Raw genomic sequence first — 24,138 nt, 5'->3', positions numbered from 1 at the left:
GCTGGTTCCACCGCTGGGCACTGCTCGCCGGCTGGGCGGTCGGCATGATCTACGGCACGGCCGCGGCGTACGGCGTGGCCTCGCCGACGCAGAAGCACTTCGGCGGCTCCGCGAAGGAGATCCCCGGCATCGGGGAGATCGGCTACATCGGCCTCACCGCGTTCGTCCTGAACGTGGCGGTGACCGTGGTCCTCACCCTCGTCCTGAAGGCCGTCAAGGCCCCCGAGGGCGTGGACGAGACCCGGCCGGAGGACTACACCGCGGACGCCGGCGACCCCGGCGTCCAGGTGGAACTCCCCCCGGCCACCACGGGAAGCGCTCACTAGCCCATGCCTCGGCCGGGCGCTCAGTCGCGCGTGCGCCCGGCCATCGCGTCCCAGAAGCCGTCCAGTTCGCGGACCCGCATGCTCACCCAGGGGGGTGTCTTCCTGTGCACGGTCCTGGGCAGCTTCCGGCGTATCGGGCCGGGCAGAAGGACCTGCTGCTGACGGCAGAAGGGCTCGCGGATCTCGCCCCGGGGGACACCGCCCCGGGGCGGGTACGGGCAGAGCTGGAACTTGCAGTCGGGCAGACAGGCGCTGCCCGGCGGGGGCGGGGCGGAGGTGCCGGGCCGCAGATCGGGCCGTAGCGGCTCGCGATTCGTGGCGATGCACGGCGGGAGCGGCATGCCGGGCCGCTCGGCGCGGAGCATGCGCTCCTCGACCTCGCCCGGATATCCGTCCCGCTCGATCAGGTTCAGCATGATCAGCACGTCGGCGACGAGACGCTGGGCACGCCCGTCGAGGGTGCTCCAGCCGGCGGAGGGCGGGATCCACAGGTTGTGCTTGCGGTAGCCACGGTTGTTTGCGGTGCGCGAGCCCACGTTGTCGGTGACGGTCTTCTCGTCGATCCAGAGGAAGCGTTCGGGCCGCCCGGTCTCCAGTGCCATGGCCACCAGGTCGCCCGCCTCGGCGACGAACGGATGCAGGACCCGCCGGGGCGCGTCACCGTCGCCGCCGGGCCATCCGGGTGCGGCGTTCACCGTGCCCGCCATCGACAGCCAGCGCTGCACCGTCTGCACCGCGTTGCTCCCACCGATCGTCCCGGACGGCTCGCAGGAACCGTCGACGTCGTCCTCCCGCCATACCGCGCTGTCCGCGTCCCGCTCATGGCGGCCGACGCTGTCCGGGAGCTCCCACAGGCACAGCGCCTGAAGCAGCGTCACCTGGGTGTACCAGCAGCGTGACTGCTGAAGCACGGTCTCCGCCTGCCGGATCAGATCGGCCCGGCTGCCCGGGTACGAGGAGGGGTGGCGTTTGCGCCGGTTGGCCGCGAACTTGAAGCCCTGGGCCAGCGCGGCCTCCAAGGGGAGGGGCAGGTCGGGGGTGCCCTGGGTGTCTTTCGGATCGAGATGACGCAGCCACTTGGTGAGACGGCCCCGGGCTTCGTCACGGTGGGCGTCGTCGACGGAGCCCAGGAGCATGGGGAGCATCCAGGCCCGCATCATGAACTCTCTGGACAGCTCGACACGGGCCTTGCGGTACTGCTGCTTGATCTCCTTCCGCTCCTCCTGGAGCCGATCGACCTCCGCCGACGACTCGTCCCGCGAGGAGGCACGGGAGGCCGACGCCTTCCGCATCCTCTCCGTCCAGCCCTGGTACCGGTCCCTCTTGCCGGCTCTCAGCTTGGCGACCGCCTTGTCGTACTCCCTGATGGGGTCGGTGTCCAGGCCGATCTTCTCCCGGATGAAGGCGAACGCGTCGTTGCCGCCGCTGCCGAACTCCTGGGCGACCGCCAGGCGTACGGAGTGCGAGGGCTCCGCCTTGCCGATGTGGAAGAGGCGGTCGTACAGCGGCATGGTGTCGGTCTTCTCCGAGGCCGCGCGCAGTGCCGTGCCGAGCTGCTTGAGCAGGGCCAGCTTCGCGTCCTCGACGGTGCGGCGGTCGCCCTGGATGTCGGGCCAGCGGTTGTGCACCCGCTCGACGATGTCGCACAGCAGCCGTGACCGGCGTTCCACGCTGTCGACCTCCAGGGCCGCCGCGTACAGGTCGAGGGCCTTGGGATCGTTCGCACGGTGGTTCGCGGCCACGAAGAGCCGCTCGGCCAGGGGGTGGCCGTACAAGGGGGTGCGCCGTACCAGCTCGGCCCGCGCCTTCTGCCACTCCGCCCCGATACTGCCTCCCTTGGCCGACAGCTTCGCCGCCCTGTGACGGGAGAGCATCACCGCGGCGATGAGCAGCTCACGGCTGGGGCCCGGCGGGCGCAGCGCCTGCTCGATCAGCTCGCCGGCGTCGCGCTCGTCGAGGTGCCGCAGCAGACGGAAGCCGAGGTAGGCCTGGATGATGCTGTGGGGGAAGCGCACCCTCTTCTCGAAGCTCTCCACCAGCTGGAGCTTGTTCGCGTTGGCCGCCAGGTGGGCGAGCGCGGTCTGGCACTGGCCCATGTCGCCCTTGGTCAGACGCTCTTTGTATTCCTGGCTCAGATGGTCGCGGAGCGTGTCCCAGATCCGCTCCCGGTGCCACTCCGAGAAGGCGTTGCCTCCTCGCTTGTCGCACTGCTCGAAACCGGGTCTCCTGGCCCACAGGTGCTCCGCCCGGGCCCACGTCCGCCGTGCCGGACCGGGGTGTACGTCGTCGTCCAGCAGCTCGGCGAAACCGACCTCCAGCTTGTCCTGGAGCAGTCCTACGCAGGCGAGCGCGGAAATCACCTCCAGCGTGTCGCGGCGCTCCTGCGGGTTCAGCTCGACGTCCCCGCGCAGCCGGCCCTCCCGCACGGCGAGATCCCATGTCTCCAGCAGCCACAGCCGCAGCGTGCCGCGGTCCCAGCTACGGGTGTCCAGCCGGTCCTTGTCGTCGCGCGGACGGTCACGTTCCAGGTCGCCGTGGTGGTGCAGTTCGCGGGCGATCTGGAGGTAGATGGGCGACTCGGTGACCTCCGCGGTCTCCACGATCCAGTCCACGCGGCGCTCGTCCGTCTCCGGGATCCGGGCCTCGACGAAGCACAACGCCTCCTCCTCGCTGAGCGGTTCCAGCTCCACGATCGCGGCGGGGGTGCTCTCCAGCGGACTGTGCGGCCGGGACGCGATGACGAGCGGCAGTTTCTCCGCGTGGGCGCGCTCGATGGCCCTGCGGATGATGTTGTCCCTGTCCTCCTGGAGGCGCTCGTCGAGGACCGCCTCTTCCAGGCCGTCGGCGAGGACGACCACCTTGTCGTCGGCGAGCAGTTGCTGCCAGACCCGGTCGTTCTTGGTGCGTGCCAGGATGCCGCGGGGCGCTTCCTCGGCGAACCGTTCCCTGGCCATGCGCTCGAAGTTCAGATCGGCGCCGGTGGCATCCCGCAGCCGGATCGGCACGGGAACGGCGTGCTGCCGGGCGAGCAGTTCGGTGAGCCGCACCAGGACGGCCGTCTTGCCCGTGCCCACACCGCCGACGAGCAGATACGGCCTGCGGGTCTCGCGCTGCCGCAGCCGTTGGGCGATGACCCGGACGATCTCCTCGCGGCCCACGATCTCTGCGATGTCGGGGCCGGCGGTGGGCACCAGTTTGCGGGGATGCTTACGCGCCTTCACGAGGTAGCGCCGCTTGGTCCACCAGTACCAGAAGAACAGGAAGAGGGCGGCGGCGATCGATGCGGAGAGGACCGGCCCGACGAAGCGGAGAAGGGTGTCGAAGCCCGGGTTGTCCTTCCGCCACGACTCGAACCCCGTCGTGTGGTGCGAGATGAGGATGTACACGCCCTCGCTGACCCACGCGAGGACGGCGAGCGCGGCAAGGGCCCAGACGACCCGGTTCACATTGGTGTACGAGGCCCATCTGCGCCACTTCCGGGGGCGGGTGGTGTCGAGGCGGGCCTCCAGCCTGATGGTCAGATGGTGCCAGTAGGACAGGAAGAACCGTCTGACCCGGCGCCACGCCCGTCTCTCGTACAGCGTCGCCATCGGCGCGTTGGGGGGCCGCTCCTTGCCTGGTGGGTGACGGACGATTCTCGTCATCGTGCGTTCTCCTTCCGAGACCAGCTTTCGGCACGGAGGACCCCACAAAGCACCTACTTCCATGAAAACATGGGCATTCCGCCCCGCAACCCGGCAAGCGCCCCTCGGGATTCCCGGGGAGCCTCGCCGGGTCCCTCGGGCAGACTCGGTGTCATGGACTTCGTGATCCGGCGGGCCGCTCCCGCCGAGTACGACGACCTGGGCGAGATCACCGCCGAGGCCTACCTCGATGACGGCCTCCTCGCCTTCGACGAGAGCGACTGGTACCTCGGTGAGCTGAGGGACGTGGCCAAGCGGGCCGCCGCCGCGGACGTCCTCGTGGCCGTTCGTGACGGCGTCCTCCTCGGCGGGGTCACCTTCGTCCGCTCCGGCGGACCCATGACCGACATCGCGGGCCCGGGAGAGGCGGAGATCCGGATGCTCGCGGTCGCCCCCGCGGCCCGGGGCCAGGGGGCCGGCGAGGCGCTGGTGCGGGCCTGCGTCGAGCGAGCGCGGGCCACCGAGGGCTGCGTGCACGTGGTCCTCTCCACCCAGCGGACCATGCGCACCGCCCACCGCATCTACACCCGCCTCGGTTTCGTCCGCGCCCCCGAGCGGGACTGGAATCCCCTCCCGGGCCGGGACGACATCACGCTCCTCGCGTACGAGTTGACCCTCTGAGGCCGGGTCGACACTACATCTGGGGGTGACATGGCAGCCCGGCACTAGATGTATGCTCGTCCTCGCTGTCGTCGCAGGGGAATCCGGTGCGAATCCGGAACTGTCCCGCAACGGTGTACTCGCGTGCCTCCGCACGCCTGTCGAGTCCGAAGACCTGCCGGCGGTGCACCCGGCCGTCCAGGCCCGGGTGGTTCTGACGTCCGGGCCTCGTGGAGTGGGCCGGTGGACGCGACGCCGTGCGCGCTCGTGGCTGCCCCTGCCTTCCGCCAGGCCCCGTGCCGAGCGAGGGAGAGCCCCACGTGACCATCGCGCCAGCCGACCCGGCTTCAGTCAGCGAACTGGAGACCGACGGTCCCGGTGCCGCGCTGCTGCGGACCCTGACCGAGCTGCTGCCCGACGCCGACCCGGGGCGGGTCGCCGCCGCCGCGCTGCGCGGACGGTCCGCCCGAGCCGACGAGGCGGAGCTGCGGGAGCTGGCCACGGAGGCCGCCGCCGGGCTCATCTCCGAGGATCCCGCGTACTCCAAGCTGGCCGCCCGGCTGCTGACCCTCGCCATCCGGGACGAGGCCGCCTCGCAGGGCGTGACGTCCTTCACCGAGTCCATCGCGGTAGGCCACCGCGAGGGCCTGATCGCCGACCGCACCGCCGAGTTCGTACGGCTGCACGCCGAGCGCCTCGACGCGCTGGTCGACCGTACGGCCGACGACCGGTTCGGTTACTTCGGCCTGCGCACCCTCTACAGCCGCTACCTGCTGCGCCACCCGGTCACCCGCAAGGTGGTGGAGACGCCCCAGCACTTCCTGCTGCGGGTGGCGAGCGGCCTGGCGGAGGACGACACGACCCGTTCCGTGGACGAAGTCGCGGCCCTGTACGGCCTGATGAGCCGTCTGGACTACCTGCCGTCCTCCCCCACGCTCTTCAACTCCGGTACACGGCACCCGCAGATGTCGTCCTGCTACCTGCTCGACTCGCCCCTGGACGAGCTGGACTCCATCTACGACCGCTACCACCAGGTGGCGAGGCTGTCGAAGCACGCCGGTGGCATCGGTCTGTCGTACTCCCGTATCCGCTCGCGTGGTTCGCTGATCCGGGGCACGAACGGGCACTCCAACGGGATCGTGCCGTTCCTGAAGACGCTGGACGCCTCCGTGGCGGCGGTGAACCAGGGCGGACGGCGCAAGGGCGCGGCAGCGGTCTACCTGGAGACCTGGCACTCGGACATCGAGGAGTTCCTGGAGCTGCGGGACAACACCGGTGAGGACGCCCGCCGCACCCACAACCTCAACCTCGCGCACTGGATCCCGGACGAGTTCATGCGCCGGGTCAACGCCGACGGGCAGTGGTCGCTGTTCTCCCCGGCCGACGTGCCCGAGCTGGTCGACCTGTGGGGCGAGGACTTCGACACCGCCTACCGCAAGGCCGAAGCGGCGGGCCTGGCGAAGAAGACCATCGCCGCCCGTGACCTGTACGGCCGGATGATGCGCACCCTGGCCCAGACCGGCAACGGCTGGATGACCTTCAAGGACGCCGCCAACCGCACCGCCAACCAGACCGCCGAACCCGGCAACGTCGTCCACTCCTCCAACCTGTGCACCGAGATCCTGGAGGTCACCAACGACGGCGAAACCGCCGTCTGCAACCTCGGCTCCATCAACCTCGGCGCCTTCGTGGACACCACGAGCGGGGACATCGACTGGGAACGGCTCGACGAAACCGTCCGCACCGCCGTCACCTTCCTGGACCGCGTGGTCGACATCAACTTCTACCCCACCGAGCAGGCAGGCCGCTCCAACGCCAGGTGGCGCCCGGTCGGCCTGGGCGCGATGGGCCTGCAGGACGTCTTCTTCAAACTCCGCCTGCCCTTCGACTCGGCGGAGGCCAAGGCCCTGTCGACGCGGATCGCCGAGCGGATCATGCTCGCCGCCTACGAGACCTCCGCCGACCTCGCCGAGCGCAACGGCCCCCTGCCCGCCTGGGACCAGACCCGCGCCGCCCGGGGCGTCCTCCACCCCGACCACTACGACGTCGACTTCACCTGGCCCGAGCGCTGGAACGCTCTCCGCGAGCGGATCGCAAAGACGGGCATGCGTAACGCGCTGCTCCTCGCGATCGCGCCGACGGCCACGATCGCGTCGATCGCGGGGGTGTACGAGTGCATCGAGCCCCAGGTCTCCAACCTGTTCAAACGCGAGACCCTCTCGGGCGAGTTCCTCCAGGTCAACTCCTACCTCGTACAGGACCTGAAGAACCTCGGCGTCTGGGACGCCCGCACCCGCGAAGCCCTGCGCGACTCGAACGGCTCGATCCAGGACTTCCCCTGGATCCCCGAAGAAACCCGCGCCCTGTACCGCACGGCCTGGGAGATCCCCCAGCGCGGCCTCATCGACATGGCCGCCGCCCGCACCCCCTACCTCGACCAGGGCCAGTCCCTGAACCTCTTCATGGAGACACCCACCATCGGCAAGCTCTCCTCCATGTACGCCTACGCCTGGAAATCCGGACTCAAGACCACCTACTACCTGCGCTCCCGCCCCGCGACCCGCATCGCCCGCGCCGCCCAGGCCACCGTCCCCGCACCACAGACCACCGACCCCGACGCGGTCGCCTGCTCCCTGGAAAACCCCGAGTCCTGCGAGGCCTGCCAGTAATGACCACCCGTAACGCCAACCTGCTCGACCCCGGCTTCGAGTTGACTCTCCGCCCGATGCGCTACCCCGACTTCTACGAACGCTACCGGGACGCCATCAAGAACACCTGGACCGTCGAAGAGGTCGACCTCCACTCCGACGTCGCCGACCTCGCCAAACTCACCCCCGAAGAACAGCACCTCATCGGCCGGCTGGTCGCGTTCTTCGCCACCGGCGACTCGATCGTCGCGAACAACCTGGTGCTGACCCTCTACAAGCACATCAACTCCCCCGAAGCCCGGCTCTACCTGAGCCGGCAGCTGTTCGAGGAGGCCGTCCACGTCCAGTTCTACCTGACCCTCCTGGACACCTACCTCCCCGACCCCGACGACCGCGCCGCCGCCTTCGCCGCCGTGGAGAACATCCCCTCCATCCGCGAAAAAGCCGAATTCTGCTTCAAGTGGATCAACGAGGTCGAAAAACTCGACCGCCTCGACAGCAAAGCCGACCGCCGCCGCTTCCTGCTCAACCTCATCTGCTTCGCCGCCTGCATCGAAGGACTCTTCTTCTACGGCGCCTTCGCCTACGTCTACTGGTTCCGCAGCCGCGGCCTCCTGCACGGCCTGGCCACCGGCACCAACTGGGTCTTCCGCGACGAAACCATGCACATGAGCTTCGCCTTCGACGTCGTCGACACCGTCCGCAAAGAAGAACCCGACCTCTTCGACGACCAACTCGAACAAGAGGTCACCGACATGCTCCACGAAGCCGTCGAAGCCGAGCTCCAGTTCGCCCACGACCTGTGCGGCGACGGCCTGCCCGGCATGAACACCGACTCCATGCGCCAATACCTCCAATGCGTCGCCGACCAACGCCTCACCCGCCTCGGCTTCACCCCCCGCTACGGCTCCCAGAACCCCTTCTCCTTCATGGAACTCCAAGGCGTCCAAGAACTCACCAACTTCTTCGAACGCCGACCCTCCGCCTACCAAGTCGCCGTCGAAGGCACCGTCGACCTCGACGAAGACTTCTGACCGCAGCCGCACAACGGCACAGGGGGTCCCCGGAACACTCCGGGGACCACCTGTCCGCTGAAGCAGCGGAGCTGTCAGGCGGGGCGGGCCGCGCCGTGGTGCCGCCTGCGGGGCTCGGGCTCTTCCGCCGGCTCGGTGGGCCTGGGGGTCCCCGGCCGCTCGGCCGCCCTGAGCCGGCGGTCGATGCGCCGGTCGCGCACGATGCCGAGCACGGACGGGAGGACCAGGAGGACCAGGATCCCGAGGGTGGCGAGCATTCCGATCAGTCCTTCGATCTGGTTTCCGTTCATGGACACCACTGTCGCGCCGGACGCCCCTTACCGGGAGTGGCAGGACTGCCGTAGAGCCTCGAATTACTGCCACTGTCGAGGCACACTGGCAGCATGCTGAAGAACGTGGCCGCCGTGCTGCTGGACGGAGTGCATCCCTTCGAGCTGGGTGTCGTGTGCGAGGTGTTCGGCATCGACCGCAGCGACGACGGGCTGCCCGTGTACGACTTCGCCGTGGTGTCGGCGGAGGGTCCCGAGCTGGGCACCCACTGCGGGTTCACCGTGTCCACGCCGTACGGCCTGGAGCGGCTGGAAGAGGCCGATCTGATCGCCGTACCGGCGGGTGAGACCTATGCGGAGCGCGAGTATCCGGAGGAGCTGCTGACGGCGCTGCGGCGGGCCGTGGACCGGGGCACCCGGGTGCTCAGCGTCTGCTCCGGGGTGTTCGTGCTGGCCGCGGCGGGGCTGCTGGACGGGCGGCGGTGCGCGGCGCACTGGCACAACGCCGAGCAGCTGTCCCGGCGCTATCCGCGGCTCACGGTCGAGCCGGACGTGCTGTACGTGGACGAGGACCCGGTGATCACTTCGGCCGGCACCGCCGCCGGGATCGACGCCTGTCTGCACATCGTGCGCAAGGAGCAGGGGCCGGAGGTGGCCAACAAGATCGCCCGTCGGATGGTGGTGCCGCCGCACCGGGACGGCGGGCAGGCGCAGTTCATCGAGCGGCCCCTGCCGAAGGCGCCCTGCGACACGGTCGGTGAGGTGCTCGCCTGGATGGAGGCCCACCTCGACCAGGAGGTGACCGTCGAGCAGCTCGCCGCCCGCGCCCACATGGCGCCGCGCACCTTCGCCCGGCGCTTCCAGCAGGAGACCGGGACCACGCCGTACCGCTGGATCCTCCGCCAACGGGTGCTGCTGGCACAGCAGTTGCTGGAGGGCACGGACGAGACCATGGACGCCATCGCCTGGCGCACCGGGTTCGGTACGGCCGCCGCGCTGCGCCACCAGTTCGTCCGGGCGCTGGGTACGACCCCGAACGCCTACCGGCGCGCGTTCCGGGGCCCGGAGGCCGCCTGAGCGCGCGCCGGTACCAGGCGGCCTACCAGGGCATCGCCCGTAGCAGCAGGTTCTGCGGGCGGAGCGTGATGCCCACGCGGGTGGTGTCGTCGGACCCGCTGACCTGCTCGAAGCGGTACTTCGCGGAGATCGCCGCGGTGATCAGGCTCAGCTGGGTCATGGAGAAGTGGTCGCTGGGGCACTTGCGGTTGCCCACGCTGAACGGGCTCATCGCGTACTTCGGCACTTCCTTGGCCCGCTCGGGCAGCCAGCGGTCGGGCTCGAAGTCGAGGTGGCGGGCGTAGGAGCGGGCGTCGCGCTGGATGGCGTACGGGCTGTAGACGATGTCCGCCCCGGCCGGAATGCGATAGCCGCCGAGCACGGTGTCGGTCACCGCGCGCCGCGTCAATATCCATACGGCGGGCCGGAGTCGCATGGCCTCGACGACGACATTGTTGGTGTGCGTGAGTGCGCGGACGTGCTCGAATCCGACCGGTCGACCACCGGTCACGGATTCGACCTCGGTCCGTACCTTCTCGGCGTGTTCCGGGTGGGCGGCGAGCACCTGGAGCAGCCACATGATCGTGGAGGCGACTGTTTCGCTGCCGGGGGTGAGTATGGCGACGACCTGGTCGTGGATCTCCTGTTCCCCGATGGGGTCGCCATTGTCGTCCTTCGCCTCCAGCAATGCCGTCAGCAAATCGTCCGGCTTTTGACCAGATGCCCTCCGCTCGGCGACGATCTCGTCCACCAGCAGATGCAGATCGGCCAGCGCCCGGTTGAATTCGCGGTTGGCCGGGAACGGCAGCCGGTAGAGCGGGCCGAGCGGGACCACCATCCGGCGGTACATGCCACGGAAGACGGTGGCGAGATCGAGGCTGAGCCGTTCCGCGCGCTCGTCCATGTAGTCGCCGCGCAGCAGGCAGCGGGCCGCGATGCGGACGGCGACCCGGAAGGACTCGGAGGTGCAGTCGATGGTGCCGCCGGGTTTCCAGCGGTCGGTCAGCGCGTGCGCCTCCTCCTCCATGATCGGGCCGTAGCCGGGTATCGCGTCGAGCCGGAACGCGGGCTGTATGGTGCGCCGCTGCCGGCGGTGCCGGGGGCCGTTCGCGGTGGCCACGCCCTCCTTGCCGAGCAGTCCTTCGAGGGACTCCCACAGCGGACCGTCGATCTTGAAGTCGGGGTTCAGGGCCAGTGCTCCGGTGAGCGCCGGGGCGGTGACGGCGTAGACCGTCTTGGGGCCGAGCTTCAGACGGACGACGTCTCCGTGGTCGCGCAGCCCGGACATGAAGGCGAGCGGGTCGCGGACCAGTTTCAGGCCGTGGCCGAGAACCGGTACGGCACCTCCGGCCAGGGGCGGCTCACGCAGGTCGGGCGTCCCAGGGTTCGCGGGCGTCTCGGGCGTCCCGGGGTTCGCGGGCTGTACCGACTCGACGGTCATTTCTCACCTGCCGCTTCGTTCGTGACGTACGGGGGGGTGGAGCGGTCGTCCCAGCTGTCGACCATGTACCGGCCGGACTCGTGGTGGAACCAGTAGACGGAGCTGAACCAGTTGCGCATATGGCCGACACAGGTCCGGACTGCGGTACTCAGCTCTTTTCCGCGGACCGTTCCATCGTCGATCTCGCGGGCGAACCTCAGGGCGTCCTGCTCGGCTCCGAGGAATTCAGTGACGCATTCCTCGACGCGCCGCCGGACGTCGTCCACCGCTTCTTCGAGGGTCATCCCCCGGTGGGTGATGAGGCTGATTCCGAGATTGTGCACCTCGTCGCCCGCTATTTCCTTCGGAAGCGAGCAGAGGTCGTTGTACCAGGCGGCGAATTCCTGACTGAGGAGGGCCGCCCGGCGGTACGCCGGGTTTTTCCGCACGGCGTCCGGGAGTTCACATCCGGCGCTGGGTTCGAGCAGGTCCGTCCATATCCAGTGCGCGAAGGTGAGCCGGCGCAGCGCGAGGTATTCCGCGACGCCGGGTATGTATCCCTCGGTGCGGTTGCGGAACTCACGGTCGTAGGCCTCGACGACCGCGTGGAAGTGCCGGGCGAACCGCTGGTTCCAGGTGGGCGACAGGAAGCCGGACAGCCGTAGCACGCTGTCCGCGAAGCCCGCCACCAGGGGGTCGGGGTGGTGCTGGTGGTGTCTGGGTGCGTCCAGAGCCGCGTGCAGCCGGTGCCGCAGCCGCCGCCAGTCGCCCGCCCGGCCGTGCACGATGTCGCGGTCGTGGCGGTCGTCCCAGACGAAGAACCAGGCGCTGTAGTCGGCTATGGCCTGGAGGACCTCGTCGGGGGCACTGGTGTAGTAGCCCGCCATGAGGTCGGTGTAGCACAGGCCATCGGCATATTCCCGGACCTTGGCCGGCGGCATGAGCCGATTTTCCAGGAGCCAGAGCCGGGTCTTCTCCTGGAGTCGTGGCCAATACGGATGCAGTTGCCGGGGAAAGGCGGACTCGATCACCGGGAGTGCCAGTGAGGGTGGGACTACGACCGCCGTCTGCGTCGCTGTGGTGCTGTGTGGGAAAGCTTGCACGAACAAACCCCTCTCAGCCGCCAGGAGCGCACGCCCCTCCCGTTGTGCCGGGCGTGCGCCGTTGCGTATCCCGCACTTCCATTCAGCACCACAACTGACCCCCGTGGGAACGGATTTGCTTCATTCGCCACCCCAAGGTGCCGCGAATCTCCCCCTGTGTGACTGGTTAAGGATCACGAGGGGCGAAGAAGGGACCGGTCGTACGACGCACGCACGAGCGAAGTACGCCGACACGAAGGCGCCCCGCCCAGGAAGGATCCCGGACGGGGCGCCCAAGTGCGCGGTGTCGCTCAGTCGTTGGCGACCACGGGGTAGCGCGGCTCGTTCTCCGCCATCTGCCGCAGCGCGTCCTTGCGGTCCCGCTTCGACAGCCGGTCGATGTACAGGTAGCCGTAGAGGTGGTCGGTCTCGTGCTGCAAACAGCGTGCGAAGTAGCCGGTGCCACGGACCTTGATCGGGTTGCCCTGCTCGTCCTGGCCGGTCACCTCGGCGTAGTCGGGACGGGCGAGCGACGCGTACGCCGTGGGCACGGACAGGCAGCCCTCGTTGCTGTCGTCCAGCCGGCGCTTATCGGCGGGCAGGTCGACCAGCTTCGGGTTGCAGACCACACCGACGTGCCGGACGCCCCCGTCGTCCTGGCAGTCGTAGACGAAGACCTTCAGGTCGACACCGATCTGGTTCGCGGCCAGGCCCACGCCCTCGGCGGTGCGCTGGCTGGCGAACATGTCGGCGACGAGCTGCTGGAGCTCCTCGCCGAACTCGGTGACGTCCTTGCACTCCTTGTGCAGCACCGGGTTGCCGACGACCGTGATCGGCCGGGAGGTGCCGCGCTCACGCCAGGCCCTCTCGCGCTCCTCGCAGTCCTCCGTGTCGACGACGTAGCCCTCGTCGTCGACGGGGAGCACGCCCGCGTGCTGCTGATCGGTGTCCTGCTGCGCCATGACCGACGTACGCCTTCCTCAAAGAACAGGGGAGAGATGTTGCTGATACAGGGTACGGCGCCTGCTCAGCAGACCTCTTCCAGATCGCGCCAGTCCCGCGAATCCGGGCTGTCCGCGACCCACCCGTCGAGAAGCCCCCGCACGAGCGATGCCGGGGCCGCGACGCCGCACTCCCGCTCCGGCACCCAGAGCTGTCCGTCCGTCCGGTGTCCGAGCGGCCCGGGGTGACCCGGCTCGCTGTGGTCGTGCGGGTCCAGGTGCACCCCCTCGCCCTCGTCGGACGGCATGCGGGACTCGCTGCACATCCGGCACAGCAGCCGTACCGACGACGACCAGTCCTCCGCCGCGAACCCCGCGTCCGCGGCCAGTTGCTCCAGCGCGTCCCGGTCGGCCTCGGTGGCCGCCTCCAGCAGGACCACCCAGGTGGGTACGGGCGACGGCGCCCACAGCTCGATCTCGTCGAAGACCGGGTAGGAGTGCCCGGCCGACGTGGTGCGCTCACCGTGCGGGACGCCGTCGTGCAGCACGACCTCGCCCCAGCGCCGCCCGGAGGAGGGCAGCGGGATCGACAGCACCTCGATCCGCGCGGGGTCCAGCCGGCGGCCCCAGACCACCTCGGCCTCCCCCTCCGGGGAGAGCCGTACGGCCGCGCTGCCCAGCTCCATGCCGACGGGCTCCGCGGAGGCCGCGGCACCCCCTGGCACCTTCAGCCCGTACGCCTGCCAGGCGCGGCGGGCCAGCGGCCAGTCCTGAAGGGCGGTCGCGGCGATGCCGACGTTCCACCAGTCGGGCGCCCCGGTCTCCCGGTCGAGCAGGGCGACCGCGCGCAGTCCGGCCGCGCGCGCCTGTTCCCAGTCGTGCCGGAACTTGTGCAGCAGCGCGAGGTTGAACCAGGACTCCGACAGCCAGGGTTCCAGATCGGCGGCGCGTGTCAGCAGCTCGCCCGCGTCCTCGTACCGGCCGTCGCCGATGAGCGTGAACGCCCGGTCGGTGGCCTGCCGCCAGGAGGCGGAGGGCCGGTGCCGTCCCTTGCCGAAGATCCTCACGATTCCCGCCTGCCAGTTCCATTTCCCGCTGTGGGCTGGCTTGTGCCCCCGGACACCCTCTCCCTCGCATCCAACCACGTGCCGCGGGAAAGGCGCTCATTACCCATGGGTTACCCAGCCGGGCGCGGGGTCAGACAGCCCGGTTCGTCGCACCGGCACCCGCTCCCGCACCCCGGGTGGCCTGGCCAGTACCCGGGCGAGCGACTCCACGACCTCGGGAGCGTAGTCCCCGGCGGTGCCGAGCCGCAGCTCCTCCAGTGCCCGCAGCGGGCCTTCGGGACCGGCGTCCCGGGTCTTCTCCTCGTAGGCGTTCACGGCCCGGACGATCCGGGCGGCGAGCGGCTGTTCCCGGTAGGGGTCGGCCTGCCGTTCCACGACGACGGCGACGGCCGCGTCCACGCCGGTCTGCCGGACGACGGCACCGCCGAGCAGGGCGATGCGCCGCTGCTCCGCGGCGGGCAGAGCGGCGGTGGCGCCGGCCGGGACCGGGTCGACCAGGCTGAGCTGGCCGATGTCGTGCATCAGGGCCGCGTACTCCAGGACGGTCAGGCCGGGCCCGGTCAGGCCGAGGTCCCGGCCGACGGCGAGGCTGAGCGCGGCGACGCGGTGGGCGTGCCCGGCGGGGGTGCAGCCGGCGATCTCGGTGGCGCGGGCGAGGGAGGCGATGGTCTGCCGGTAGGTGGCGCGGACGGCCGCGTACCGGCGCAGGGAGAGCTGGACGAGCAGCATGGGCGGGCAGAACACGGGCAGCGCCCACAGGCCGACGACGGCGACCGCGAGTGCCATCACGGCGCCGGTCGCGCAGATGGCCGAGCCGATGCCCAGCAGTCCGCGCAGTTCCTCGCGCAGCAGCGGGCCGAACGGCCAGCGGGTGCGGCAGTGGGCGAGCGCGGCGGCCAGAACCGCCCCGCACAGGGAGGTGAGGGCGAGCAGGGTGAGCAGCAGAAGGGCGTAGGCGGGACCGACCCAGTGGGCGAAGACGCCCTGGCTGTAGAGGGGTTGGAAGCAGACGGCGGCGAAGCCGACGGTGAGGGTCCGGCGGGTCAGGTGGTCGACGGTGGAGCTGCGGCCGGACCAGACGTGCGGGACGGCGCCGAGCACGGTGGCGACGAGGACGACGGTGACGACCTGGGCGGCTCCGTGCTGGCCGGGCCGTCCGGCGTCGGCGCCCAGCAGGGCGTACGCCAGGGCCCCGGCGGCGCCGAGGGGCGCGGCCTGCCGCTGTCCCTGCTCGTCGCTCCACCGGGTGAGTTCGCCGACGGCTATGAGCACGCCGAAGGCGAGCGCGACGCCCCGGTCGTGCAGGCCGGTCCAGAGGGTGACGGCGAGGGAGCCGGCCGCGACGAGGGCGGCGGCGCCGTGGATCAGCCGCAGGACGGTCATCGGGGCGCCCCGGTGCTGGGGGTCCGCTCGGCGGGCGGGGTGCCGTACGCCGGTTCGTCGGCGGTGACCGCCGGATGCCAGCCGGAGCGGCGCAGGGCGCGGACCAGCGCGCCGACCATCCGGGGGTCGAAGTGCGCCCCGGCGCAGCGCTCCAGCTCGGCGACGGCGGCCTCGACCGGGCGGGCCCTGCTGTAGCAGCGGGTGGAGGTCATGGCGTCGAAGGCGTCCGCGACGGCGACGATCCGGGCGCACTCGGGGATCTGGCCGCCCGCCAGGCCGTACGGGTAGCCGCTGCCGTCGAGCCGTTCGTGGTGGTGGAGGATGGCCGCGCGGGCCTCGCCGAGGAAGGAGATCCCGCGGACCATCTCGTGGCCGTACTCGGGGTGCAGCTCGATGATCCGCCGCTCCTGCGGGGTGAGCGGGCCCTCCTTGCGCAGCAGCCGGGTGGGCACGCCCAGTTTGCCGACGTCGTGCAGGATGCCGGCGAAGCGCAGCACCTCGACGCGGTCGTCGTCCATGCCGAGTTCGCGGGCGATCAGCACGGAGGCGTGTCCGACACGTTCGCTGTGGCCGCGGGTGTAGCCGTCCTTGATGTCGACGGCCTGGACCAGGGCGCGGATGGTGGCCTGGTGGGCGGCGCGTTCGCGGTGGTACAGGGCGAAGACCCACCAGGAGACGCCCATCGGCAGCAGCACGAGCAGCGCGGCGACCGGGCCGTAGGGGCTGCGCCAGAGGACGGCCATCATCAGCCCGGCGAGTCCGTGCACCGCGACCGGGGCCGGCGTGCGCGCCAGTTGCTCGCGCCAGGCCCGCCGCAGCGGCAGCAGCCCGGCCGCCGCGCGCAGGCCGCCGTCGAGCGCGGTGAGCACCAGGCAGAAGGCGAGGACGGCCGCGCCCGCGGGCAGCAGCACGGAGGGGAAGTCGGAGCCGACGACGGCGTCCTCGCCGCCGAGCGCGCAGTGCGTCCGGGCGGCGGCCCACACGGCGAGCGCGGGCTGCGCGGCCCGCCACACCCGCCGGAGCAGGACGGGCCGGTGCTCGACCGGGGAGAGCAGCGCGGCGGGCACCGGGACGAGCGCGGCGGCGGCCGGAGGCAGCAGGAACGCACCGGCGAGCAGCACGGGGTGGAAGGTGCCGCCGAAGCGGCGGCGTACGGCGTGCTCGCAGGCCGCGTAGAGCGCGGCGAGCAGGGCCGACGCCCCCCAGGGAGTGTGTGTCGCCGGCAGGGGCAGCAGGCAGAGGACGGCCGACAGGGCGACGACGGCGACATAGCCGCGTGCCCTTGCCGGTACCGCGTCCATCACGCCCCTCCCCGACCGTGCCTCCTTGAGGCTCGGAGCCTAGGGCGGGGATCGGGGGTGCGGGACCTATGACCTGAGGATTAGCACGTTCGGGTGATATGCCCCGGCGTGTCAGGACTCCTGCGGTGCCGCCGGGGCCTTGGTCACATCGTGCTCCGGGACCGTCTGCCCGGAGCGGATCAGGTCGATCCGCCCCATGACCTTGGCCCGCAGGTCGGCGGGCACGTCGTCATGCCCGCAGCACCGCTTCACCAGCTTCTTCACGGCCTGCTCCAGGCCGTACTTCTCCAGGCACGGCGAGCATTCCTCGAAGTGGTGCTGGAACTTGTCGCGGTCGACGTCCGGCATCTCGCTGTCGAGGAACTCGTACAGGTGGTCCAGGACCTCACTGCAGTCCGTCTCGTGCGGCTCTCCGCAGCTCATGAGCCCGAGCCTTTCGCTTCGTTCGACTCTCCGGCGCCGGCCGGGACCAGCCCGCGCTCACGGGCGTAGTCCTCCAGCATGCCGCGCAGCTGACGGCGGCCCCGGTGCAGCCGGGACATCACCGTACCGATGGGTGTCCCCATGATGTCCGCGATCTCCTTGTAGGCAAACCCCTCGACGTCCGCGAGGTAGACGGCGATGCGGAACTCCTCGGGGATCGCCTGGAGCGCGGCCTTCACGTCCGAGTCGGGCAGGTGGTCGAGCGCCTGCGACTCGGCGGAGCGCAGACCCGTCGACATGTGCGACTCGGCACGGGCGAGCTGCCAGTCCTCGATCTCCTCCGCGGCGGAGCGCTGGGGCTCGCGCTGCTTCTTGCGGTAGGAGTTGATGAAGGTGTTCGTGAGGATGCGGTACAGCCACGCCTTGAGGTTGGTGCCCTCGCGGAACTGGTGGAAGGACGCGTACGCCTTGGCGTACGTCTCCTGCACCAGGTCCTCGGCGTCGGCCGGGTTGCGCGTCATGCGCAGCGCGGCCGAGTACATCTGGTCGAGGAATTCGAGTGCGTCCCGCTCGAAGCGCGCGCTGCGCTCCGCGGTCGACTCGTCGGACGCGTCCGCGCTGACGCCCTGGCCCTCGGGCAGCTCCGCCTGGCCGTTGTCGGTCCCTGCGTCGGTACCGGTGACCGGACCCACCTCCTCAAGATCCCGGGTGGAACCGAAACCGATCCCACTCGATTCGGAGGATAGAACACGACCCGTGCCTGCCGCCGCTCGAATAGGAGCGATCTTGGCCGCGTGCAGCACGGACCAGTCCAGGTCAGTGCGGCTGCTGCGAGCCGGGCAGATGGTCGAACCCATGCGGCGGACTTCCTCTCCCTCGACGTCGGTGCCGAACCCGTCGGCACTTCCGTCCCGCTCAACAGCGGCCCACCGCACAACATTCCCGGGTCACCCGAGTGACGCGGTCCACTCCCGTACCGCGCCGGTGATGATCTCCAGCGCCCGCTCCTGGGTGAGCTCCGCGCGCCGGGGAACGGCGAACCCGTGATCGCCGTACGGCACCTCGATGAGCCGGAAATCACCCTCCGGGAACTCCGCCGGCTTCCCGAAGGGGTCGTTGCCGCCCTGGACGACCAGCGTGGGCACCCCGGCCCCCAGCAGCTCGTCCGCCCGGGACTTCTCCGGCTTGCCCGGCGGGTGCAGCGGGAAGCCCAGCGCGAGCACGGCGTGCGCGCCCAGCTCGGCCGCCGTGCGGCAGGCGACCCGGGCGCCGGCGCTGCGGCCCCCGGAGATCACCGGCAGGCCCGGCCCGGTGAGCGCGGGCCATACGCCCCGCCACCCGGTGTCCAGCGTCTTCGGCGCGGGAGCGACCTTCTTGCCGGCGACCCGCCAGGGCTGCTCGACGAGGGCGACCGTCACGCCGTCGGCGGGCAGCGTGGCCGCGAGCGCCCGGAGGTCGCGTGCCTCGATGCCGCCGCCGGCGCCGTGGCTCACGGCCAGCACCAGCCGTTCCTTCTTCGCCGTGTGCCAGGTGATCCGGGCGTCCCCGGCCTCCGTACCGACCGTCTGGGAAGTAACATCGGTCACATCAGTCATGTCGGTCACATCCGTCACGTCAGAAGAGTGTGCCCTCTTCCGGACCCTCCAGCTCCTTCAGCAGCTCCGGGCCGTTGTTGCGGACGTTGCTGACGGCGGTGGAGACCGGGTAGGCGCGCATCAGGCCGGCCGGGGGCGGGGCGAGCAGCTCGCGCAGGTCGTCGGGGTCGGTGCGGGAGGGGTCGAGCCAGGCGTCCCAGCGGTCCGGGGTGAGCATCAGCGGCATCCGGGGGTGGATCTCGGCGAGGGAGCGCGGGCCCTCGGCCGGGGCCACGGCCAGCGGGGTCTGCTCGGCCTCGGTGGTGATCACCGAACAGGTGACCCACCAGGCCCGCGGGTGGTCGTCGGGCAGGGTCCGGTCGCGCCAGAACTCGTACAGGCCGGCTATCGCGAACACCGAGCCGTCGGCGGGCAGCACGAAGTACGGCTGCTTGCGCGGCCTCTTCTTCTTCCCCTCCACCTCCAGGTCGCGCTCCTGCGCGCCGGTGACCCACTCGTAGTAGCCGTCGGCCGGCAGGATGCAGCGGCGGGTGGCGAAGGCGCGCCGGTAGGCGGGCTTCTCGTGGACGGTCTCCGCGCGGGCGTTGATCATCCGGGCGCCGCCCTCCGGGGTCTTGGCCCAGGACGGGACCAGGCCCCACTTCAGCGTGCGCAGCTGGCGAACCGGGCGCGGGGAGTCCGCGTCTTTCAGGGGGCGGTCCAGGACGGCGTAGACCTCCTTGGTCGGCGCCACGTTGTAGTCGGGCCCCAGGCTCTCCTCGGGCTCCCTCATCTCGACTTCGAAGACTCCCGCGAGATCCTCGGGCCTACGACTCGATGCATACCGTCCGCACATACGTGCCACACTGCCAGATTCCGTACCAGTACAGGGAGCCACTCCGACCGATGGACAGCCTCGCCGCCACCGCGCTGCCCGACCTCTGGGACCGGCTCACCGGCACCCAGCCCGATCCCGACCTGTGGGTGGTGCTGGCCACGCTGGCCGCCGCGCTCGCCGTGGTCGTCCCGCACCCGGTGTGGCGGATATCCCGCAACGCGATCACCATCGCGCACGAGGGCGGTCACGGTCTGGTCGCGCTGGTCACCGGCCGGCAGCTCACCGGGATCCGGCTGCACTCGGACACCAGCGGGCTCACCGTGAGCCGGGGCAAGCCGTACGGGCTGGGCATGATCCTGACGGCCGCCGCGGGCTACACGGCCCCCTCGCTGCTCGGCCTCGGCGGGGCCGCGCTGCTGGCCGCCGGGCGCATCACCCTCCTGCTGTGGGCGGCCACGGCCCTGCTGGTGGCGATGCTGGTGATGATCCGCAACGCGTACGGCGTGCTGACCGTGGTCCTCGCGGGCGGGGCCTTCCTGCTGGTGTCCTGGCTGGCGGGGCCGCAGGTGCAGGCCGCGTTCGCGTACGCGGTGGTGTGGTTCCTGCTGTCCGGCGGGGTACGGCCGCCGTTCGAGCTCCAGGCCAAGCGGTCCCGGTCGGGGGCGGGGGACTCGGACGCGGACCAGTTGTCGCGGCTGACGCACGTGCCGGCGGGCCTGTGGCTGTTCCTGTTCCACGCGGTGTCGCTGTGCTCGCTGATCGGCGGGGGCCGCTGGCTGCTGGAGGGTTGACGGCGCGGCCTCCTTATAAAGTGGCCCCATGGCCCCGAACACCTCCTCCACCGCCCTCTGGCCCGCCCCGCACGCGAGCGGAGCCGTCGACGCGACGGTCCACGTGCCGGGGTCCAAGTCGGTCACCAACCGCGCCCTCGTCCTCGCGGCCCTGGCCTCCGAGCCCGGCTGGCTGCGCCGCCCGCTGCGGTCCCGGGACACCCTGCTGATGGCCGGTGCCCTCAGAGCCATGGGCGTGGAGATCGAGGAGGGGGTGGGCCCGGACGGCACCGGCGAGGCCTGGCGGGTGCTGCCCACGGGCCTGTCCGGCCCGGCCACGGTCGACGTCGGCAACGCGGGCACGGTGATGCGGTTCCTGCCGCCGGTGGCCGCGCTGGCCGACGGCCCTGTCCGGTTCGACGGTGACCCGCGGTCGTACGAGCGTCCCCTGAACGGCGTGATCGACGCCCTGCGGGTGCTCGGCGCCCGGATCGACGACGACGGCCGGGGCACGCTGCCGCTGACCGTGCAGGGCGGCGGGGCCCTGGACGGCGGCCCGGTGTCGATCGACGCCTCCTCGTCCTCGCAGTTCGTGTCGGCGCTGCTGCTGTCGGGCCCCCGTTTCAACCAGGGCGTGGAGGTCCGCCACACCGGTGCCAGCCTGCCCTCGATGCCGCACATCCGGATGACGGTGGACATGCTGCGCGCGGTCGGCGCCCAGGTGGACACCCCGGAGTCGGGCGGCGAGCCGAACGTGTGGCGGGTGACGCCGGGCGCGCTGCTCGGGCGGGACCTGACGATCGAGCCGGATCTGTCCAACGCGCAGCCGTTCCTGGCGGCGGCCCTGGTCACCGGCGGCAAGGTGGTGATCCCGGACTGGCCGGCCCGTACCACCCAGCCGGGTGACCGGCTGCGGGAGATCTTCACCGAGATGGGTGGTTCCTGCGAACTCACCGAGTACGGCCTTGAGTTCACCGGTTCGGGGGCGATCCACGGCATCGACGTGGACCTCGGTGACGTGGGCGAGCTGACCCCGGGCATCGCGGCGGTGGCCGCGCTCGCCGACTCGCCGTCCACCCTGCGGGGCGTGGCCCATCTGCGGCTGCACGAGACGGACCGGCTGGCCGCGCTCACCAAGGAGATCAACGAGCTGGGTGGTGACGTCACGGAGACGGCCGACGGCCTGCACATCCGCCCGCGCGCGCTGCACGGCGGGACCTTCCACACCTATGAGGACCACCGCATGGCGACTGCCGGTGCGATCATCGGCCTGGCCGTGCCGGGCGTGCGGATCGAGGACGTGGCGACGACGGCGAAGACCCTGCCGGACTTCCCCGAGCTGTGGACCGGGATGCTCGGGCAGTAGGGACGTACGCCATGCGCCGCTACGGCAAGCACACCGACGAGGACGACATCCGCAGCCGTCCCAACCGCAAGGGAAACCGGCCGCGGACGAACATCCGGCCCAAGCACGAGGACGCGGCCGAGGGCATGGTCCTCACCGTCGACCGGGGACGGCTGACCTGCCTGGTCGAGGACCGGGTCGTAATGGCGATGAAGGCGCGTGAGCTGGGCCGCAAGGCGGCCGTGGTGGGCGACCGGGTGGCCCTGGTCGGTGACCTGTCCGGCATGAAGGACACGCTCGCGCGGATCGTCCGCATCGAGGAGCGGACGTCGGTGCTGCGCCGCACGGCCGACGACGACGATCCGTACGAGCGGGTGGTCGTCGCCAACGCCGACCAGCTGGCGATCGTGACGGCCCTGGCCGATCCCGAGCCCCGCCCCCGGCTGATCGACCGCTGCCTCGTCGCGGCCTTCGACGGCGGTCTGGAGCCGCTGCTGGTGATGACCAAGTCGGACCTGGCCCCGCCGGACAAGCTGCTGGAGCTGTACGGCGCCCTCGACATCCCGTACGTCGTCACCAGCCGCGGGGAACTGGAGAACGGGGACGCGTCGGACCGGGTCCGCGAGCACCTCGACGGCAAGATCACCGCGTTCGTGGGTCACTCGGGCGTCGGCAAGACGACGCTGGTCAACGCGCTGGTGCCGCAGGAGCGCCGGCGTTTGACGGGACACGTCAACGCGGTGACCGGCCGGGGCCGGCACACCACCACCTCCGCCCTCGCCCTGCCGCTGGCCGACGGGGGAGGCTGGGTCGTCGACACCCCGGGGGTCCGCTCCTTCGGACTCGCGCACGTCGACCCGTCCCGGGTGATCCACGCCTTCCCCGACCTCGAACCCGGTACGGCGGGCTGCCCGCGCGCGTGCAGCCACGACGAGCCGGACTGCGCGCTGGACGCGTGGGTGGCGGAGGGACACGCGGACCCGGCACGGCTGTACTCGCTGCGCCGGCTGCTGGCCACCAGGGAGCGCAAGGAAGGCGACTGAGCCTCGCGTTGTTTGCCGGGGTGCGAGGCCGGTAAGTGCATAATCGCACCGAGCCGGAGATCCGGATCAACGGGAGGACCGCACATGGCGTGGCTGCTGGTCATAGTGGCCGGGATACTGGAGACCGGCTTCGCCGTGTGCCTGAAGCTCTCGCACGGGTTCACGCGCCTGTGGCCGACGATCGCCTTCGCGTCGTTCGCCCTGGGCAGCTTCGGTCTGCTCACCCTGTCCCTGAGGAAGCTGGACGTCGGCCCCGCCTACGCCGTGTGGACCGGCATCGGCGCGGCGGGCACCGCCATCTACGGCATGGTCTTCCTCGGCGACCTGGTCTCCACCCTGAAGATCGTGTCGATCAGCCTGGTCATCATCGGGGTGATCGGACTCCAGCTCTCGGGCTCGGCCCACTAGGGGCTGTCGGGCCCGGCCCACCACGCGCTGCCGGTCCACCGGGCGTCGTCGGCCCGCCGGGCGTCGTCGGCCCACCGAGCGCCGTCGGCCCACCGGGCTCGGGAGGCGCCGGCCTTCACACCAGGTGCCGTGGCAGCACCGCCCGTACCAGCTCCGCCATCCCGCCCTCCCCCGGCGGCGCCGCCACGCAGGACAGGGCGAGGCGTACGACCAGCTCACAGGAGCGGAGCAGTTCCGCGGTGTCGGCCGGGTCGGCGCCCGGACCGGCCAGCGCGGTCGCCGCGCGGTCCCGGACGATCCGCACGAAGTCGCGGGGCGCGGGCAGCGGCCCGTCCGCCCGGCGCTGCGCCGGTACCGCGCTGGTGGAGGGCACGGCGGTGAGCGGCGGGCTCGGCAGCCGCTCGGTCCAGCAGCCCGTGAGCATGGCCCGCACCAGCACGTTGTCCCGGGCGGCGGTGGCCGTCCACTCGGCGGTGGCGGTGAGCCGGTCCCGCGCCCCGGTGGGGCCGGCCAGGGCCCGCTCCACGCCGGCGAGGTAACCGTCGGCCTCCCGCCGCACCAGCGCCCGCGCGAGGCCGTCCTTGCCGCCGAACTCGTTGTACAGGGTCTGCCGGGACACCCCTGCCGACGCGGCCACGTCGACCATCCGCACGGCGGACCACGGCCGGCGCGCGAGCGCCGTGTACGCGGCGTCCAACAGCGACTCCCGGGCAGCAGGCATCCTCGCCTCCCTGGACCACACCGACTCTGCGCCCAGATTTGACGCGCTTGTATGCACTGTCAAGGGTTTGGGAGGGAGCACGGGGTGCGTCCGGCCGTTCTCCCGCCACGGGCCCGCCCCGGCGGTCGCGCGGTGCGCCGCGTCCCTCCGGGACACTCCCACCGCCCCCGGTGGCCGCGTGCCGACCCCGCCGGATACCGTTCCTC

General features: G+C 71.1%; 21 protein-coding genes, 1 pseudogene and 1 riboswitch. Of the genes and pseudogenes, 9 read left to right on the top strand and 13 right to left on the bottom strand.

All coding sequences use genetic code 11. The features are described from left to right. A pseudogene (locus IE273_RS29535) lies at positions 1 to 326 on the top strand (sodium:solute symporter); the annotation flags it as partial. Positions 327 to 346: 20 nt separating this feature from the next. Here IE273_RS29535 and IE273_RS29530 read toward each other — a convergent pair. Further along, positions 347 to 3,970: an NACHT domain-containing protein gene (locus tag IE273_RS29530; protein WP_189818211.1), complete on the bottom strand. Its 3,624-nt coding sequence runs from the start codon at positions 3,968 to 3,970 to the stop codon at positions 347 to 349. Positions 3,971 to 4,123: 153 nt separating this feature from the next. Between IE273_RS29530 and IE273_RS29525 the strand changes: the two genes are divergently transcribed. From IE273_RS29525 to IE273_RS29515, 3 genes are all read left to right on the top strand, one after another. After that, positions 4,124 to 4,630, top strand: coding sequence for a GNAT family N-acetyltransferase (locus tag IE273_RS29525; protein ID WP_189818210.1), 507 nt, complete (start codon positions 4,124 to 4,126; stop codon positions 4,628 to 4,630). Positions 4,631 to 4,647: 17 nt separating this feature from the next. Beyond that, positions 4,648 to 4,806: riboswitch (cobalamin riboswitch) on the top strand. Between the two features lie 123 nt (positions 4,807 to 4,929). Next, a complete protein-coding gene (locus tag IE273_RS29520; protein ID WP_189818209.1) occupies positions 4,930 to 7,278 on the top strand; it encodes a ribonucleoside-diphosphate reductase subunit alpha in 2,349 nt (782 codons plus the stop codon). Then, positions 7,278 to 8,291: a ribonucleotide-diphosphate reductase subunit beta gene (locus IE273_RS29515; protein WP_189818208.1), complete on the top strand. Its 1,014-nt coding sequence runs from the start codon at positions 7,278 to 7,280 to the stop codon at positions 8,289 to 8,291. The genes IE273_RS29520 and IE273_RS29515 overlap by 1 nt, the downstream gene beginning before the upstream one ends. Positions 8,292 to 8,365: 74 nt before the next feature. Here the strand turns inward: IE273_RS29515 and IE273_RS29510 are convergent, their stop codons facing one another. Next, positions 8,366 to 8,581: a hypothetical protein gene (locus tag IE273_RS29510; RefSeq protein WP_373309409.1), complete on the bottom strand. Its 216-nt coding sequence runs from the start codon at positions 8,579 to 8,581 to the stop codon at positions 8,366 to 8,368. Between the two features lie 93 nt (positions 8,582 to 8,674). On the opposite strand from IE273_RS29510, the gene IE273_RS29505 reads away from it, so the two are divergent. Then, on the top strand, positions 8,675 to 9,637 hold the full coding sequence (locus IE273_RS29505) for a GlxA family transcriptional regulator (protein WP_189818206.1): 963 nt from the start codon (positions 8,675 to 8,677) through the stop codon (positions 9,635 to 9,637). Positions 9,638 to 9,659: 22 nt separating this feature from the next. Here the strand turns inward: IE273_RS29505 and IE273_RS29500 are convergent, their stop codons facing one another. The 10 genes from IE273_RS29500 to IE273_RS29455 form a co-directional block, all read right to left on the bottom strand. Further along, positions 9,660 to 11,057 (bottom strand): bifunctional albaflavenone monooxygenase/terpene synthase, encoded by a 1,398-nt coding sequence (locus IE273_RS29500; protein WP_189818205.1) that lies wholly within the window; start codon positions 11,055 to 11,057, stop codon positions 9,660 to 9,662. Further along, a complete protein-coding gene (gene cyc1 / locus IE273_RS29495) occupies positions 11,054 to 12,139 on the bottom strand; it encodes an epi-isozizaene synthase (RefSeq protein ID WP_189818204.1) in 1,086 nt (361 codons plus the stop codon). Before cyc1 ends, IE273_RS29500 begins: the two co-directional genes overlap by 4 nt. A 290-nt stretch (positions 12,140 to 12,429) precedes the next feature. Further along, positions 12,430 to 13,080, bottom strand: coding sequence for a peptide deformylase (gene def / locus IE273_RS29490; protein ID WP_189818203.1), 651 nt, complete (start codon positions 13,078 to 13,080; stop codon positions 12,430 to 12,432). A gap of 65 nt (positions 13,081 to 13,145) precedes the next feature. Further along, complete coding sequence (locus IE273_RS29485) at positions 13,146 to 14,126, bottom strand: hypothetical protein (RefSeq protein WP_189818202.1); 981 nt, start codon at positions 14,124 to 14,126, stop codon at positions 13,146 to 13,148. A 99-nt stretch (positions 14,127 to 14,225) separates the two neighbouring features. Continuing rightward, positions 14,226 to 15,509, bottom strand: a complete 1,284-nt coding sequence (locus IE273_RS29480) for an HD-GYP domain-containing protein (protein ID WP_189818201.1) — start codon at positions 15,507 to 15,509, stop codon at positions 14,226 to 14,228. Next, on the bottom strand, positions 15,506 to 16,810 hold the full coding sequence (locus IE273_RS29475; protein WP_189818200.1) for an HD-GYP domain-containing protein: 1,305 nt from the start codon (positions 16,808 to 16,810) through the stop codon (positions 15,506 to 15,508). The genes IE273_RS29480 and IE273_RS29475 overlap by 4 nt, the downstream gene beginning before the upstream one ends. 111 nt (positions 16,811 to 16,921) lie before the next feature. Next, positions 16,922 to 17,233: a mycothiol system anti-sigma-R factor gene (rsrA, locus tag IE273_RS29470; RefSeq protein ID WP_030657159.1), complete on the bottom strand. Its 312-nt coding sequence runs from the start codon at positions 17,231 to 17,233 to the stop codon at positions 16,922 to 16,924. Next, the gene (gene sigR, locus IE273_RS29465) at positions 17,230 to 17,925 is read right to left on the bottom strand and encodes an RNA polymerase sigma factor SigR (protein WP_014674890.1); all 696 of its coding nucleotides are present in this window, start codon (positions 17,923 to 17,925) and stop codon (positions 17,230 to 17,232) included. Before sigR ends, rsrA begins: the two co-directional genes overlap by 4 nt. A gap of 255 nt (positions 17,926 to 18,180) precedes the next feature. Continuing rightward, positions 18,181 to 18,828, bottom strand: a complete 648-nt coding sequence (locus tag IE273_RS29460) for an alpha/beta hydrolase family protein (protein ID WP_189818199.1) — start codon at positions 18,826 to 18,828, stop codon at positions 18,181 to 18,183. Positions 18,829 to 18,847: 19 nt separating this feature from the next. Next, complete coding sequence (locus tag IE273_RS29455; protein WP_189818198.1) at positions 18,848 to 19,663, bottom strand: SOS response-associated peptidase; 816 nt, start codon at positions 19,661 to 19,663, stop codon at positions 18,848 to 18,850. Between the two features lie 50 nt (positions 19,664 to 19,713). On the opposite strand from IE273_RS29455, the gene IE273_RS29450 reads away from it, so the two are divergent. From IE273_RS29450 to IE273_RS29435, 4 genes are all read left to right on the top strand, one after another. Next, positions 19,714 to 20,436 (top strand): M50 family metallopeptidase, encoded by a 723-nt coding sequence (locus IE273_RS29450; RefSeq protein WP_189818197.1) that lies wholly within the window; start codon positions 19,714 to 19,716, stop codon positions 20,434 to 20,436. 28 nt (positions 20,437 to 20,464) lie between these two features. Continuing rightward, complete coding sequence (gene aroA / locus IE273_RS29445) at positions 20,465 to 21,781, top strand: 3-phosphoshikimate 1-carboxyvinyltransferase (protein ID WP_189818196.1); 1,317 nt, start codon at positions 20,465 to 20,467, stop codon at positions 21,779 to 21,781. 11 nt (positions 21,782 to 21,792) lie between these two features. Next, positions 21,793 to 22,803, top strand: a complete 1,011-nt coding sequence (rsgA, locus tag IE273_RS29440) for a ribosome small subunit-dependent GTPase A (RefSeq protein WP_189818195.1) — start codon at positions 21,793 to 21,795, stop codon at positions 22,801 to 22,803. Positions 22,804 to 22,887: 84 nt separating this feature from the next. Continuing rightward, positions 22,888 to 23,211, top strand: coding sequence for a DMT family transporter (locus tag IE273_RS29435; RefSeq protein WP_103812495.1), 324 nt, complete (start codon positions 22,888 to 22,890; stop codon positions 23,209 to 23,211). A 115-nt stretch (positions 23,212 to 23,326) separates the two neighbouring features. Here IE273_RS29435 and IE273_RS29430 read toward each other — a convergent pair whose 3' ends face one another. Beyond that, the gene (locus tag IE273_RS29430) at positions 23,327 to 23,932 is read right to left on the bottom strand and encodes a TetR/AcrR family transcriptional regulator (protein WP_189818194.1); all 606 of its coding nucleotides are present in this window, start codon (positions 23,930 to 23,932) and stop codon (positions 23,327 to 23,329) included. Positions 23,933 to 24,138 lie beyond the last annotated feature (206 nt).

Origin of the sequence: Streptomyces olivaceoviridis, from assembly GCF_014650115.1 — a bacterium.
GTDB classification, from domain to species: Bacteria; Actinomycetota; Actinomycetes; order Streptomycetales; family Streptomycetaceae; genus Streptomyces; species Streptomyces olivaceoviridis.
The sequence above is the reverse complement of the archived record's forward strand: the minus strand, read 5'-3'. Positions and strand labels throughout refer to the sequence as shown.

What these genes read in the sequence shown, in the direction of transcription:
- IE273_RS29455 (WP_189818198.1), bottom strand. Translation starts at nt 19,663, where the DNA reads ATGTGCGGACGGTATGCATCGAGTCGTAGGCCCGAGGATCTCGCGGGA.
- IE273_RS29530 (WP_189818211.1), bottom strand. Translation starts at nt 3,970, where the DNA reads ATGACGAGAATCGTCCGTCACCCACCAGGCAAGGAGCGGCCCCCCAAC.
- IE273_RS29505 (WP_189818206.1), top strand. Translation starts at nt 8,675, where the DNA reads ATGCTGAAGAACGTGGCCGCCGTGCTGCTGGACGGAGTGCATCCCTTC.
- rsrA (WP_030657159.1), bottom strand. Translation starts at nt 17,233, where the DNA reads ATGAGCTGCGGAGAGCCGCACGAGACGGACTGCAGTGAGGTCCTGGAC.
- rsgA (WP_189818195.1), top strand. Translation starts at nt 21,793, where the DNA reads ATGCGCCGCTACGGCAAGCACACCGACGAGGACGACATCCGCAGCCGT.
- IE273_RS29500 (WP_189818205.1), bottom strand. Translation starts at nt 11,057, where the DNA reads ATGACCGTCGAGTCGGTACAGCCCGCGAACCCCGGGACGCCCGAGACG.
- IE273_RS29515 (WP_189818208.1), top strand. Translation starts at nt 7,278, where the DNA reads ATGACCACCCGTAACGCCAACCTGCTCGACCCCGGCTTCGAGTTGACT.
- aroA (WP_189818196.1), top strand. Translation starts at nt 20,465, where the DNA reads ATGGCCCCGAACACCTCCTCCACCGCCCTCTGGCCCGCCCCGCACGCG.
- def (WP_189818203.1), bottom strand. Translation starts at nt 13,080, where the DNA reads ATGGCGCAGCAGGACACCGATCAGCAGCACGCGGGCGTGCTCCCCGTC.
- IE273_RS29435 (WP_103812495.1), top strand. Translation starts at nt 22,888, where the DNA reads ATGGCGTGGCTGCTGGTCATAGTGGCCGGGATACTGGAGACCGGCTTC.
- IE273_RS29430 (WP_189818194.1), bottom strand. Translation starts at nt 23,932, where the DNA reads ATGCCTGCTGCCCGGGAGTCGCTGTTGGACGCCGCGTACACGGCGCTC.
- IE273_RS29510 (WP_373309409.1), bottom strand. Translation starts at nt 8,581, where the DNA reads ATGAACGGAAACCAGATCGAAGGACTGATCGGAATGCTCGCCACCCTC.
- IE273_RS29525 (WP_189818210.1), top strand. Translation starts at nt 4,124, where the DNA reads ATGGACTTCGTGATCCGGCGGGCCGCTCCCGCCGAGTACGACGACCTG.
- IE273_RS29475 (WP_189818200.1), bottom strand. Translation starts at nt 16,810, where the DNA reads ATGGACGCGGTACCGGCAAGGGCACGCGGCTATGTCGCCGTCGTCGCC.
- IE273_RS29450 (WP_189818197.1), top strand. Translation starts at nt 19,714, where the DNA reads ATGGACAGCCTCGCCGCCACCGCGCTGCCCGACCTCTGGGACCGGCTC.
- IE273_RS29480 (WP_189818201.1), bottom strand. Translation starts at nt 15,509, where the DNA reads ATGACCGTCCTGCGGCTGATCCACGGCGCCGCCGCCCTCGTCGCGGCC.
- IE273_RS29460 (WP_189818199.1), bottom strand. Translation starts at nt 18,828, where the DNA reads ATGACTGATGTGACCGATGTTACTTCCCAGACGGTCGGTACGGAGGCC.